This window comes from Mesorhizobium sp. 131-3-5 (genome assembly GCF_016756575.1).
GTDB classification, from domain to species: domain Bacteria; phylum Pseudomonadota; class Alphaproteobacteria; order Rhizobiales; family Rhizobiaceae; genus Mesorhizobium; species Mesorhizobium jarvisii.
In genome coordinates this window covers 5,339,731-5,352,319 of record NZ_AP023254.1, presented here as the reverse complement: position 1 = coordinate 5,352,319, position 12,589 = coordinate 5,339,731, and the positions used below count along the sequence as shown (strand labels likewise).

Here is a 12,589-nt window from a genome sequence, read left to right as displayed (position 1 = left end):
GCGAAAGGAGAAGGGGGCTGGCCAGATCAGAATGTCGCCGGCGTATTCACCCAGAAAATGCTGGCGCGTTCGTCGCCGACATTGCGGTACCAGTGCGGCAGTTCCGAGTTGAAAACGAAGGAATCGCCGGCGGTCAGGCGAAACGTCTTTTCACCGACCATCAGTTCGATGGCGCCTTCCAGGAGATAGCCGACTTCCTCACCGGCATGCTGGATCGGGCCGGCGCTTTCTCCGCCCGCCTCGATATGATGGATATTGCACTGAAGAAGGTGGCCCGGCGAATAGGGAATGACGCGCTCCAGCGATATGCCTTCGCCGCGCCTGAGCGGATCGAGCGCAATCAACGGCCGTGCTCCAGCGCGAAAGACGATGCCTTCCTCGCCATCGGCTTCCTCGAACATCCAGCCGATGTTGGTGCCGAGCACCTCGACGAGCCGGTGAAGCATGGGCAGCGAGGGTGAGACCTTGCCGTTCTCGACCTTGGAAAGCAGGCTTTCGGAGCAGTTGGCGGCGGCCGCGAGCGCCTTCAAGGTCAGGCCACGCGTCTGCCGGGAGAGCTTCAACCTTGTGCCGAGCCGTAACAGGCTGGTGGCTGTAGAGCGCTCGTCGCCGCCCTTGCTGTTGTGGGTATCGATCTTGTTCATTGGGGGGCGCGAACATCTCCGCTGGTCGGGCTGACTCGTAAAACCGATCCCGGGCGTTGTCCATCCTTGCGAAAAACGGACGATGCATCGGATCGAGCCTAGAACCCGTCCAGGGCAGTCTCCGCGCCCCGCCGTATAACACTGGCGGGGCGGTGATCTCTTACGCGGCTTCGCGCTTCAAGGCCTGCGCCATGCAGTGGATGCCGCCGCCGGTCTTGGAGATTTCGCTCATGTCGACGGCCGCGACCTCGAAACCGCGCGCCTTGAGCTGGCCGATCAACGTCTGGCTGGAGGTCGGTGCGATGACCCTGTCCTTGCCGAGCGACATGAAGTTGCAGCCGAGCGCCATCGTGTCCTGGAAGGGAACGTCGATTATCTCGTGGCCCTTGCCCTTCAGCCAGTCGACGATGCCGGGTTCGGTGCAGGCTAAGCAGACCGCTGTGAGCTTTTCGGCGATCGGCACCACCATCAGGTCGATATGGACATAGTACTCGTCGATGAAGGCGATGCGGGTTTCCCAGCCCTCCTTCTCGAACCAGGCCTGCACCTGGCGGGCGCCTTCTTCCTGCGTGCGGGCGCCGCCGCAGCCGATCAGCACCACGCCGTCCTCGATGACGTTGAAGTCGCCGCCCTCGAAGGTGCCTGCCGTGACCATGTCGTAGATCGGGATGCCGAGCTTCTCGTAGGTGCGGATGGCGGCATAGTTTTCGCCGCGCCGCCACCAATTGGCCATGGCGGTGATGATGGCGCCGTAAGGCGTCATGACGCTGGAATCGCGGGAATAGACCTGCATCGGCAGTTCCGGCGTCGGCTCGTGCCAGTGGATGTTGACGCCGAAATGCTCATAGGCGGCGACCAGGTCCTTGTGCTGCGCCTGCGCGATCTGGACGTTGCAGGGCGCCTCGCGCAGATGCTTGCGCGACAGCGAGCTGGTCGACAGATGCCGCAGGAAATTCGGCGACCCCAGCAGCACGTCGGTCAGCACGTCGGTTTCGTTGGCGAAGCCCCATGATGTCAGCGGCTTGGTGCCGCCGGCCGGGTTGCGGCGCTGCAGCGAAAACGGCTCGGCGACGATGCGGTCATGAACGGTCATGCGGTTCTCCTCGTGGGCTTGTTCTCAAGAGTTGGTCGGGTCATGCGCTGTTCGGGATCCACCAGTCGCGGCCGCGCACCGTGGTGACATATTCCGGCCAGCGGAAGTTGATCGGCGGTTCGTAGTCGCAGAGCGGCGCGATCCAGTTGGTGCCGCCAATGCCGCCGCCGGTGCGGGTGACGAACTCGTCCATCGCCGCATCGCGGGCTTTTTCGTCCTCGAGCAGGCGCAGCGCCGCCAGCGCGACCGTCTTGGCCGCACAGGCAACCATCGGGTCGATGGTGGCGGAAATGCCGCCCAGCGCATTCATCACCCAAGAGGGATAGGTATGGCCATTCGTCGAGCGCAGCGCCGGACGGGCGACGTAAAAGCGCGCGGTCGGCGCGTGCCAGCTCATGTCGGTGTAGTCGTCGGAGGTTGAATTCACCTGCGAGGGCGGCAGGTCGCGGCGCAGGATCGCTTCCGCCACCTGTGGTGCGATCAGCCGCTCCAACTCGTCGATGAACGGGTTCTCGGTCGCGGTACCACCGGCATTGACCTGGATTTCGCGCCCGATCGCCCTGGCGGCCTCGTCCCAGCGGGGCGGCCCGACCGTCGATAGCGCCTCATAGGCAATCCCGGCCATGGCATGATTGGCCAAGCCGGGCCGCGACTTCGACACCCAGTGGCGCTCGTAACGGCAGCCGCTGATCGCGGCCGCCGCCGCCGCATTGCGGTCGAGCACGGCTGTCACCTGCTCGGCCATGCCAATGGTCGGCACGCGGATCATGTACTGGATTTCTGCCAGCCCCGCCGGCAGATTATCGGCGGTCGCCTGGCCGGCTGTCAGGATCGCCTCGCTGATCGACCAGCCGCCCTGGTGCGGCAGCATGGAATCGCGCAGCGCCTTGGAAGCCATGTACATCGTCATCAGCGCGTCGTTGGCGCCGGGGGCGCGGACCGCCGAATGCGCCTGCGGGATCGGTGCGCCGTCGCCTGCGCGAACCCAGTTTTCGGGTTCGTCGCACACAAAGCGGAAGATCATGGCGTAGGCTGCCCCACAATGCGTGTCCCAGCGCGCCGTATTGCAGAGTGGCAGCATGTAGAAAGGGTGGAACGAGATCATGCCGGCAAGGCCGTCATAATAACCCTTGGCCGCATGGATCGGTTTCGATCCGCGCACCTTTTCGGCCGGCTCGCCGGTAAAGCGCAACGTGCCTGGGATGCCGTGGTGTTGCATCGCCGCCTTGGTGGCCAGCAGGCCGCCGAGGCTTGCCATGCCCAACCCCGAATGCGGATCGGTGTGGCCGCCGGCCTCGACGCCAAGGCCGGGCCGCGGTTGCTTCACCGTCACCGCATCCTGGCAGTTGCCGGGCACGGCATCATATTCGGCATAGAGGCCGATCGTCGGTCCGGCGCCATTCGTCCAGTGGGCGCAGAGGGCGGTCGGCATGCCGCCGGAACCTTCCTCGACGGTAAAGCCTTCCCGCTTCAGTCGCTCCACATACCATGCGGCCGACTGGTATTCGCGCCAGGCGGTCTCGCCGAAATCGAAGATGGTGCGCGTCCACGCCGACAGCAGCGGCTGGATGCCGTCGAGGCAGGCAAGGGCGGTCTCTTGCGCCGATGTCGTCACCGGTTTGTCCATGCATCAAAGAAAGCAGTGAAGCGGCTCGCCAAAAAGTGATATGTTTTCCCGGTTCATGCAAATTCGGTTCACCTCTTGAGAATTCCATCCACGCAGGCGCTGCGCGCCCTCGACAGTTTCGCCCGGCATGGCAGCGTCTGGCGTGCCGCCGACGAACTGCACCTCACCCGCAGCGCGGTGAGCCACCAGTTGCGGTTGTTGGAGCGCGATCTCGGCTTCGATCTGCTGCAGCGCATCGGCAAGGGGGTGGCGCTGACGCCGCGCGGCCAGCGCTACGCCGCCGATGTCAGGAAGGCGCTGACCGTGCTCGGCGACGCGGGAGCGCAGACGAACGGCGCCGGCGTCGGCGGCTCTTTCGCCATTTCCTGCCCGCCAGGCTTCGCCTCCATGTTCCTGTGCACCCATATCGGCGAGTTCCAGCAGATGTACCCTGACGTGGCGCTCTCGGTGCTCACGCCGCGCCGGCTCGACGACGTCTCGAACCCGGACGCCGACGCCTTCATCGCCTTCGGCGTCGGCAACTGGCCGAACCGGGCGGTGGAGCTGCTCTGCGAAGTCCACTTCACGCCGCTCTGCAGCCCGACATTGCTCAACAAGGTCGGCGGCTTTTCCAAACCGGCGGACGTGCTGCGCGCCAACCTGCTGCATCTCTCCGACACCGAGGACTGGGCGCGCTGGCTAGCGCTGTCCAAGGTGGAAAACCCGGATACCGAAGGTGGCATCTTCTTTTCCGACATGAACCTCGTCTTCTCGGCGGCGGTCGCCGGCCAGGGAATTGCCATGGGCGACGAACTGACCGGCCGGCGGGCGCTCAGCGAAGGCCGGCTGGTCAAGCCGTTTGAAGCTTCCGTGCCCTCGCCACGCTCCTATTTCCTGGTCTTCGAGCATGCCAAGGCTGGTCATCCCGTGCTCAACGCCTTCAGCGACTGGCTCAGGGCGAAGCTGTCGGAGAGCCGACTCTAATCTCCCCCGGAGGGGAAGATTGGACGCGTCCCAACTGCCAGACGTGAATCAAATTTGCCGATCAGGCGAAAACTATTCGGTTGCGGTGAGCCGCCAGCCTGCCTACGATTTCACCTGGGACTGAGGAAGAGGCAGGATGCAGCAACCCGGCCGGGCCGCAGAGATCAAGGCAATCGGAATCGGCAAGAGCTTCGGCTCGTTCCGTGCGTTGGACAATCTGTCGCTCAATATCGGCCGCGGCGAGTTCCTGACGCTGCTCGGCCCTTCCGGTTCGGGCAAGACCACCTTCCTGATGATCCTGGCCGGCTTCGTACAGCCGACCGAAGGCAAGCTTTTCAGCGACGGCACCGACATCACCGACCGCCCGGCAGAGCAGCGCGCCGCCGGCATGGTGTTCCAGGGCTATGCGTTGTTCCCGCATATGAGCGTCGAGGCCAACATCGCCTTCCCGCTCAAGGTGCGCAAGAAATCGGCCGCCGACATCAAAAAGCGCGTCGGCGAGATGATCGAGCGCGTCGGCCTGATCGGCCATGAGAAGAAACTGCCCTCGCAGCTCTCCGGCGGCCAGCAGCAGCGTGTCGCGCTGGCGCGTGCACTGGTGTTCGAGCCGGGCGTGCTTCTGCTCGACGAGCCGTTCTCGGCGCTGGACAAGAGCCTGCGCGGCCAGATGCAGGCCGAGATGAAGCGCCTGCACCAGGAAACCGGCACCACTTTCGTCTTCGTCACCCACGACCAGAGCGAGGCGCTGGCGCTGTCCTCGCGCGTCGCCATCTTCAACCACGGCAAATTGCTGCAGGTCGGTGCGCCGGACGAAGTCTACGACCGGCCGGATAACCGCTTCGTCGCCGAATTCCTCGGCGAGATCAACATGCTGCCGCTGAAGGGGGTCAAGCCCGCCGACAATGGCTCGACGGGCCTTTGCGAGGACCGCGCGGTCAATATGCACTGCAAGGCTGAAAAGGTCCGTGGTGACGCCATCCTGGCGATCCGGCCCGAGCACATGTCGATCGCGCGCGAAGCGGCGGCCGGCGAAAACGGCATTGCGGCGACCGCCATCGCCTCCACCTATCTGGGTGCGGCGACCAAGCTCGATCTGACCACACGCCAGGGCGCCAAGGTGACCGTCTCGGTGCCGAACGAGGTTGCCGCCGCGGCACTCAGCAAAGGCAATTCCGTCTGGCTGACCTGGCCGGCGGAAAAGGGTTTCCTCCTTCCGGACGGAGGACAATGAGCGCCGGCGTGGCCTGACCCGCCGCACCGGCTTCCGGACTGAAATCAACGAAAACAAAGGGGAACTGACATGAACGACACCAAGAAAAACGCCATCGACACGCTGTCCGAAAGGACCAGACGTGGCGAGATCTCGCGCCGCCAGTTCACGCAGCTGGCAGCCCTCGTGCTCGCCGGCACGCCGATGCTGCTGCGCTCGACCGGAGCCTTTGCCGCGGCCAAGGAACTGGTGCTGGTCAACTGGGGTGGCGACGCCATCACCGCCTATGATGCGGCCTACGGCCAGGCCTTCACCAAGGACACCGGCATCACCGTCAAGATGGACGGCTCGGGCCCGACCGAGGGCGCCATCTCGGCGCAGTTCAAGAGCGGCGCGCCGACCTGGGATCTTGTCGACGTCGATCCGTTCTCGGCGATCACGCTCGGCGCCCAGGGCGCACTCGAGCCGATCGACTACAAGATCGTCGACAAGACGAAGATGCGCCCCGGCTTCGGCTGGGAGTATGCCGCCTCGACCTACTTCTTCTCCTATGTCATCGCATATGATTCCGAGAAATACGGCAGCAATGCCCCGACCGGCATGGCCGACTTCTTCGACGTCAAGAAGTTCCCCGGCAAGCGTTCCCTCTACAAATGGGGCGTGTCGAGCTGGGAAGCGGCGCTTTTGGCCGACGGCATCGCGCCGGCTTCGCTCTATCCGCTCGACCTCAAGCGGGCGCATGACAAGATCGCCGCCTTCAAGGAAAATGTCGTCGCCTACTGGGGCGGCGGCGCCGAGAGCCAAAGCGTGCTGCTCAATGGCGAAGCCTCGATGGCCATCGTCTGGTCGACCCGCGCCTCACTGATCGAGCAGGATTCCGGCGGCAAGATCAAGTTCATCTGGGACCAGGGCCTGATCTCGCCCGGCGCGCTGGCCGTTCTCAAGAACAATCCCGGCGGCAAGGACGCGGCGATGAAGTTCATCGCCAGCGCACAAGATCCGCAAAAGCAGCTCGTCATGTTCGACAAGCTCGGCCAGGGCCCGGCCAACCCGGCGGCCGATGCGCTGATCCCCGCCGACAAGAAGCGCATCAACCCGGTCGATCCCGAAAACATGAAGAAGCAGATCGCACTCGACATGGATTGGTACGCCAAGAACTACGGCGCGGCGCTCGACGAATACACCAAGATCATCTCCGCCTGACAGCGGGATGCTGATCTGAGATGAGAGGCGTTCTCTCCGACAGGATGGGCGCGGCGCTGTTGATGGCGCCGCTGCTCCTGTTCCTCGTCCTGGCCTATGCCTGGCCGTTTCTCGGCGTGGTGAAGTGGAGTTTTACTCTGCCGACGCCGGGGCTTGGCCAATATGATGCCTTGCTCACCGACGATCTGGTCCAGTCGGTGTTCATCCGCACGCTACGCATCGCGGCGATCGTCACAGTTGTTTCCGTCGCCGCCGCCTACGCCATCACGGTCGTCTGGGTGCGTGGCAGCCCGGCGCAGCGCCTCATCGCCGAATTCTGCATCCTGGTGCCGTTCTGGATCTCTGTGCTGACCCGTGCCTTTGGCTGGGTGGCGCTGTTGTCCAATCGCGGCCTGATCAACACCTGGCTGCAATCGATCGGTTTCATCTCCGAACCGCTGACCCTGGTGCGCAATGAGTTCGGCGTCGTCGTCGGCATGACGCATTTCCTCATTCCTTTCGCGGTCTTCCCGCTGGCATCCGCCATGCGCAGCCTCGACGACCGCGTGCTGCTTGCGGCGCGCGGGCTTGGCTCCAGCCGTACGCGCACCTTCTGGACGGTGTTCGTGCCGATGACACGCTCCGGCATCATCGGTTCGGCGCTCATCGTGTTCGTCTTCTCGCTCGGCTTCTTCGTCACGCCGGCGATCCTCGGCGGCGGCCGCAGCGTGATGATTGCCGAACTGATCTATCTCAGGATCTTCCAGAGCCCGGACTGGGGGTTGGGGGCGGCGATCAGCGTTGTGCTGGTGCTTTTCGTCGGCGCGCTGATGGCGCTGCTGTTCCGCTATGTCAGACCGAAGCAGTTGATCTGATGCCGACCTATCGCCCCGGTCCCGTCTCGCTGATCCTCGCCGCCCTTGTGGCGCTGTTCCTGCTGATGCCGCTGCTTGCGGTCATCCCGGTGTCGCTGACGCCGAGCCGCATGCTGGCGATGCCGACGGGCGAACTGTCGCTGCGCCACTATCGCTCGCTGATCGAGGATCCGCGCTGGCTCCAGTCGATCCTGCTGTCGATCCGTATCGGCATCGTCAGCAGCGCGATTTCCACAGTGCTGGCGCTCTGCTTCAGCCTCGGTGTGTGGATGTTCCAGCCCCGCTTTACCGCGGCACTGGTCGGTTTCGTGCTGTTGCCGATGGTGGTGCCGCCGGTGGTGTCGGCGATCACGCTCTACTTCCTGCTGACCTCGATCTCCGGCTTCAGCTCGTACTTCGGCTACGACACCTGGCTCGGCGTCGCCATGGCCCATTCGGTGATGACGGTGCCCTTCGCCACCGTGTTGATCCTGGTCTCGCTCAGCCAGCTCGACCGCCGCATCGACCTTGCCGCGCGCGGCCTTGGCGCAACTGTCTGGGAGCGTGCTACCCGCATCATCATGCCCAACATCAAGTTCGGCATCATCACAGCTGCGCTTTTGTCCTTCGTACTGTCCTGGGAAGAAATCGGCGTCACGCTGTTCATCACCTCGGTCAATGCCATCACGCTGCCCCGCCTGATGTGGATGGGCCTGCGCGACAACATCGACCCGGCGATCGCCGCCCTTTCGGTGATCCTAATCATCATCACGGTGCTGGTGCTGGCGGTGCGCAGTGTGATGACCAGGCAGCGCGCCGGGCACTAGACAAACCGCACCGAGATGCGGCCGAGCCTCGCCCGTCTCCTCGACTTCATTCACGATACGGCGCTAAATATACTAAATATATACAAAGCGCTGGCGTTTCATGGGAGGTGATGATGTCGGTGACGTATGATTTTTCGGGCCGAACAGCAATCGTCACAGGAGGCGCCCGTGGTATCGGTCGAGCGATAGCCCGCAAGCTCTCTTTGAGTGGAGCGGACGTCTGGATCTGGGATATTGAGCCCGTCGAGCTTGAAGGCACACGATCTCTTTCAGTGGACGTGACGAAACGCGATAACGTCATGCAAGCGCTGACCATCATGGGTGAAGTCGGGGTCGACATTCTCGTCAACAATGCGGGGTGGCTGGGTGGCTATAAGCCGTTCGAGGAATTCGAACCGGCGGAATGGCAGAGAATCCTGCAGGTCAACCTTCTTGGCACGTTCGAAGTAACGCATCGCGTGCTCCCGCTTATGCGACGAGCGGGAAAGGGTCGTATCGTCAACATGGGATCCCTTGCCGGGAAAGAGGGACTGCCGAGCCTTGCGGCCTATTCCGCGGCCAGCGCCGGTGTCATCGCTTTTACCAAAGCACTGTCGCGTGAGATCAGCGATACCGATCTTCGCGTCAACTGTATCGCTCCGGGACCGATCGATACGCGCCTTATCCGCGATCTCGGCAATGAAACCGTCGATGCGATGATATCGGCAAGTCCGCTGAAGCGGCTCGGCGATCCGAACGAGGTAGCGGCGCTCGTGGTGTGGCTTTGCTCGGATGCCAGTGCGTTCAACACCGGCGCTGTTTTCGACATGTCGGGCGGCCGAGCCCGATACTGACAGAGATCGCGGGAATCAAAGTATCCCCGGGCAACATGCCGGCTGAGCAGATCGGCTCTCCAAGGTTGCTCGGCATGGCAATCTGTTCATCACAGGGGTCGTATTTTCGAGATCATCGGCGATCATGATCGCGACGAGACGAATCATGCGATATGGCGCAGGCTTGACGAGCCGGTACGCTGCGCGTGAATTTGCCAATATGACGAACCGCTTGCTCAAGGCATGACAGGCGAGGGGGGACGAAAAATGACCGCGCCCGGCGATTTGCTGCAGGCACTTTTTCTGAGGCTCAAAAGCGATAAGTCGCTGTCTGCGCTGCTTGGTGGCGCCGGGCTGCTTGAGCGGGCGACCGAGAATGCCGCCTTTCCCTACGTGACTTTTGGTCAGACCAGTGCCTTTGACTGGGACACCGGCGCCGAGAACGACGACGATCAGTTGATTACGTTGCATGTCTGGTCGAAAGCCCATGGTGAAGACGAAACCCTTGCCATCATGGCCGCCATCAAGACCCGCCTTGCCAACGCCGCACTGGTGGTCGGCCGGCGCGGCAAGACGCGGCTGTCGCTTGAATTCACCGAGGCCCGTTACGACGAGGAACTCCTCGTGCATCACGGGCTGCTGCGGTTTCGCGCGCTGACACAGGAAAATGCCTGACACGCTTTCAATCTGGCCGAAACGGAGTCTAGACTGGCGTCTGCGGGATTTCGTCGGGTCGGGGCGTCGAAATGGCAATCGGTCGTCTGGCGTTCAGGGGTGTAGCGGGCATGGTTTTCGCATCGATCACCGTTCATTTCACGTTCAGCACCGATGCGTTACAACGCCGACCATGAAAACGCTTCGCTCCCACTTTCGAACCGCGACCCTGGCGCTCTGTGCGGCCGGGCTGTTGGCGTCGCAGGCGACGGCGATGTCGGTGATCGCACCCGACCAGTCCAGCCCGATCGTCCTGGCCGCATCCGACTGCTACGCGATCGGCCAGCAGGTGGCCGAGCAGAATGGCGGGACGCTGGCCAAGGCCTCGCAGTCGACACGCGGTGGCCAGCCGGTCTGCGTCATCGTCGTGCTGGTGCCTGGCAAGGACGGGCAGCGTCCGCGCCGTTCCGAGATCGTCGTTCCGCAGAACTGACCCACCCGTTTCCCAGGCTGCCGGAATCGGCCTATATCTGAACAAGTCCTTCAAAAGGTATCGATCTCCGCATGCGCGTACTCGTCGTCGAGGATGACAAGGATCTCAACCGGCAGATAGCGGACGCGCTGGTCGACGCCGGCTACGTCGTCGACCGTGCTTTCGACGGCGAGGAAGGCCATTTCCTCGGCGACACCGAACCCTACGACGCCGTCGTGCTCGATATCGGCCTGCCGCAGATGGACGGCATCAGCGTGGTCGAACGTTGGCGCCGTGGCGGCCGCAAGATGCCGGTGCTGATCCTGACCGCGCGCGACCGCTGGAGCGACAAGGTCTCCGGCATCGATGCCGGCGCTGACGACTATGTCACCAAGCCCTTCCACATCGAGGAGGTGCTGGCGCGGCTCCGGGCGCTGATCCGCCGCGCCGCCGGCCATGCCTCGTCGGAACTCACCTGCGGGCCGCTGCGCCTCGACACCAAGGCCTCGAAAGCCGATGTCGACGGCGTGCCGCTGAAGCTGACCTCGCACGAATTCCGCCTGCTTGCCTATCTGATGCACCATATGGGCGAGGTGGTCTCGCGCACCGAACTGGTCGAGCATCTCTACGACCAAGATTTCGACCGCGATTCCAACACCATCGAGGTCTTTGTCGGGCGGCTGCGCAAGAAGATGGGCATCGACATGATCGAAACCGTGCGTGGCATGGGCTACCGCATGCGCGAGCCGGAGGCGTAACTCGGAACCGCTCAAACCAACCGCAAGGGCGCCGCTTTCGCTGCGTTTGTGGCCGCGTTCGCTGACGTTCCGCGTGATCGCCTTTTCCACCGTGTGGGCGATCCTGACCCTTGTCGTCATTTTCACCCTGATCACCACGCTCTACCGCCAGGCCAGCGAGCGCGGCTTCGACAGCCTGCTTTCGGCGCATCTGTTCAACCTGATCGGGTCCATCGGCATTTCCGACACCGGTGCGCTCACCGGCGCCCCGGACCTTGGCGACCTCCGCTTCTCCGAGCCGAATTCCGGTTGGTACTGGTCGGTCGAGCCTGCCTCGGAAGGTGTGCATGGTGACCTTCATTCGTCGTCGATGACGAGCAAAATTCCGTCGCCAAGCGTCGCCGAGGTGCCCTTCAATGCCAGCTTCCAGCGCAGCTATTCGGCAGAAGGGATAGACGGCGAGCAGCTCGAAGTGTTCGAGAGCGAATTCGTGCTCGATGCCAAGAACCGCGCCGCGCGTTTTCGCGTGATGGGCAACCAGAGCGAACTCGAACAGGAAATCGCCACCTTCCAGCGCCGCCTGCTGACCTATCTCAGCCTGTTCGGCGTCGGCATGATCGCCATCAACGCCATTGCCATCCTGCTCGGCCTGCAGCCGCTGCGCCGGGTGCGCAACGCCCTTGCCATGGTGCGCGAAGGCACCGCGCAGCGGCTCGACGGCCGCTTTCCTGCCGAGATCGAGCCGTTAGCTAACGAAACCAACGCCTTGATCGAAAACAACAAACGCATCGTCGAGCGCTCGCGAACCCAGGTCGGCAATCTCGCCCATTCGCTGAAGACGCCGCTTGCGGTGCTGCTCAATGAGGGCCGGGCGCTTGGCGGCGCCAAGGGACAATTGATCGCCGAGCAGGCCGCCTCGATGCAGAAGCAGGTCGACCATTATTTGCAGCGCGCCCGCGTCGCGGCTCAGCGCGACAGCGTCGTCTATCGTACGCCGGTGGCGCCGCTGGTGCAGCGCATGGTGCGGGTCTTGCAGAAGCTCAATCCGCAGACCAGCCTGTCGCTGTCCCTGCCGGCCACCGAGATCGTCTTTGCCGGGGAGCGCGAGGACCTCGAGGAACTGCTCGGCAATCTTCTCGAAAATGCGATGAAATGGGCAAAAAGCGCGGTCTCGGTCACGGTGGCGCCCCTGGCCGGCAAGGACGACAATCTTTTCGAGATCAGCATCGACGACGACGGTCCTGGCATTCCCGAGGACAAGGCGCGCGATGCGCTGAAGCGTGGAAGGCGCCTGGACGAGACAAAACCGGGAACAGGTCTGGGACTTGCCATTGTCGCCGACCTCGTCAACGAGTATGGAGGCGTTCTCGCGCTCGAACGGTCCGACCTGGGTGGATTGAAGGCAGTGGTGCGCTTGCGGAGCCTTCAGTGATGATCCCGGACCAATCGACAGCGATGGAAGGCGTTTGTCATGGCGGCATATCGATTGATCCCGGAGCAATGCCGATTGCTCT

13 protein-coding genes are annotated in these 12,589 nt (G+C 63.3%); 10 read left to right on the top strand and 3 right to left on the bottom strand.

The window, feature by feature from the left end; all coding sequences use genetic code 11:
* Positions 1-26: 26 nt before the first annotated feature.
* The 3 genes from JG747_RS26360 to JG747_RS26350 all read right to left on the bottom strand — a co-directional run bounded on the left by JG747_RS26360 (position 27) and on the right by JG747_RS26350 (position 3,364).
* Positions 27-644: a cupin domain-containing protein gene (locus tag JG747_RS26360; protein WP_019857133.1), complete on the bottom strand. Its 618-nt coding sequence runs from the start codon at positions 642-644 to the stop codon at positions 27-29.
* Between the two features lie 160 nt (positions 645-804).
* A complete protein-coding gene (locus tag JG747_RS26355; RefSeq protein WP_010915034.1) occupies positions 805-1,737 on the bottom strand; it encodes a dimethylarginine dimethylaminohydrolase family protein in 933 nt (310 codons plus the stop codon).
* 40 nt (positions 1,738-1,777) lie between these two features.
* Positions 1,778-3,364 (bottom strand): amidohydrolase, encoded by a 1,587-nt coding sequence (locus tag JG747_RS26350; RefSeq protein WP_202360352.1) that lies wholly within the window; start codon positions 3,362-3,364, stop codon positions 1,778-1,780.
* A 75-nt stretch (positions 3,365-3,439) separates the two neighbouring features.
* On the opposite strand from JG747_RS26350, the gene JG747_RS26345 reads away from it, so the two are divergent.
* From JG747_RS26345 to JG747_RS26300, 10 genes are all read left to right on the top strand, one after another.
* Positions 3,440-4,327: a LysR substrate-binding domain-containing protein gene (locus JG747_RS26345; RefSeq protein ID WP_038645582.1), complete on the top strand. Its 888-nt coding sequence runs from the start codon at positions 3,440-3,442 to the stop codon at positions 4,325-4,327.
* 136 nt (positions 4,328-4,463) lie between these two features.
* Entirely contained in the window at positions 4,464-5,558 is a 1,095-nt protein-coding gene (locus tag JG747_RS26340) for an ABC transporter ATP-binding protein (RefSeq protein WP_010915037.1), read from the top strand.
* A gap of 69 nt (positions 5,559-5,627) precedes the next feature.
* The gene (locus JG747_RS26335; RefSeq protein WP_202360351.1) at positions 5,628-6,740 is read left to right on the top strand and encodes an ABC transporter substrate-binding protein; all 1,113 of its coding nucleotides are present in this window, start codon (positions 5,628-5,630) and stop codon (positions 6,738-6,740) included.
* A 20-nt stretch (positions 6,741-6,760) separates the two neighbouring features.
* Positions 6,761-7,594: an ABC transporter permease gene (locus JG747_RS26330; RefSeq protein ID WP_038645585.1), complete on the top strand. Its 834-nt coding sequence runs from the start codon at positions 6,761-6,763 to the stop codon at positions 7,592-7,594.
* On the top strand, positions 7,594-8,400 hold the full coding sequence (locus JG747_RS26325) for an ABC transporter permease (RefSeq protein ID WP_038645588.1): 807 nt from the start codon (positions 7,594-7,596) through the stop codon (positions 8,398-8,400). Before JG747_RS26330 ends, JG747_RS26325 begins: the two co-directional genes overlap by 1 nt.
* A gap of 113 nt (positions 8,401-8,513) precedes the next feature.
* Positions 8,514-9,233, top strand: coding sequence for an SDR family NAD(P)-dependent oxidoreductase (locus JG747_RS26320; protein ID WP_244748228.1), 720 nt, complete (start codon positions 8,514-8,516; stop codon positions 9,231-9,233).
* A 246-nt stretch (positions 9,234-9,479) separates the two neighbouring features.
* Entirely contained in the window at positions 9,480-9,887 is a 408-nt protein-coding gene (locus JG747_RS26315) for a DUF3168 domain-containing protein (RefSeq protein ID WP_019857142.1), read from the top strand.
* A gap of 172 nt (positions 9,888-10,059) precedes the next feature.
* Positions 10,060-10,359 (top strand): hypothetical protein, encoded by a 300-nt coding sequence (locus tag JG747_RS26310; RefSeq protein ID WP_019857143.1) that lies wholly within the window; start codon positions 10,060-10,062, stop codon positions 10,357-10,359.
* Between the two features lie 71 nt (positions 10,360-10,430).
* Positions 10,431-11,096, top strand: coding sequence for a response regulator transcription factor (locus JG747_RS26305; RefSeq protein WP_019857144.1), 666 nt, complete (start codon positions 10,431-10,433; stop codon positions 11,094-11,096).
* Between the two features lie 40 nt (positions 11,097-11,136).
* Positions 11,137-12,507, top strand: a complete 1,371-nt coding sequence (locus JG747_RS26300) for an ATP-binding protein (protein ID WP_069093365.1) — start codon at positions 11,137-11,139, stop codon at positions 12,505-12,507.
* The last annotated feature ends 82 nt before the right edge of the window (positions 12,508-12,589 follow it).

What these genes read in the sequence shown, in the direction of transcription:
- JG747_RS26360 (WP_019857133.1), bottom strand. Translation starts at nt 644, where the DNA reads ATGAACAAGATCGATACCCACAACAGCAAGGGCGGCGACGAGCGCTCT.
- JG747_RS26355 (WP_010915034.1), bottom strand. Translation starts at nt 1,737, where the DNA reads ATGACCGTTCATGACCGCATCGTCGCCGAGCCGTTTTCGCTGCAGCGC.
- JG747_RS26350 (WP_202360352.1), bottom strand. Translation starts at nt 3,364, where the DNA reads ATGGACAAACCGGTGACGACATCGGCGCAAGAGACCGCCCTTGCCTGC.
- JG747_RS26340 (WP_010915037.1), top strand. Translation starts at nt 4,464, where the DNA reads ATGCAGCAACCCGGCCGGGCCGCAGAGATCAAGGCAATCGGAATCGGC.
- JG747_RS26335 (WP_202360351.1), top strand. Translation starts at nt 5,628, where the DNA reads ATGAACGACACCAAGAAAAACGCCATCGACACGCTGTCCGAAAGGACC.
- JG747_RS26330 (WP_038645585.1), top strand. Translation starts at nt 6,761, where the DNA reads ATGAGAGGCGTTCTCTCCGACAGGATGGGCGCGGCGCTGTTGATGGCG.
- JG747_RS26325 (WP_038645588.1), top strand. Translation starts at nt 7,594, where the DNA reads ATGCCGACCTATCGCCCCGGTCCCGTCTCGCTGATCCTCGCCGCCCTT.
- JG747_RS26320 (WP_244748228.1), top strand. Translation starts at nt 8,514, where the DNA reads ATGTCGGTGACGTATGATTTTTCGGGCCGAACAGCAATCGTCACAGGA.
- JG747_RS26315 (WP_019857142.1), top strand. Translation starts at nt 9,480, where the DNA reads ATGACCGCGCCCGGCGATTTGCTGCAGGCACTTTTTCTGAGGCTCAAA.
- JG747_RS26310 (WP_019857143.1), top strand. Translation starts at nt 10,060, where the DNA reads ATGAAAACGCTTCGCTCCCACTTTCGAACCGCGACCCTGGCGCTCTGT.
- JG747_RS26305 (WP_019857144.1), top strand. Translation starts at nt 10,431, where the DNA reads ATGCGCGTACTCGTCGTCGAGGATGACAAGGATCTCAACCGGCAGATA.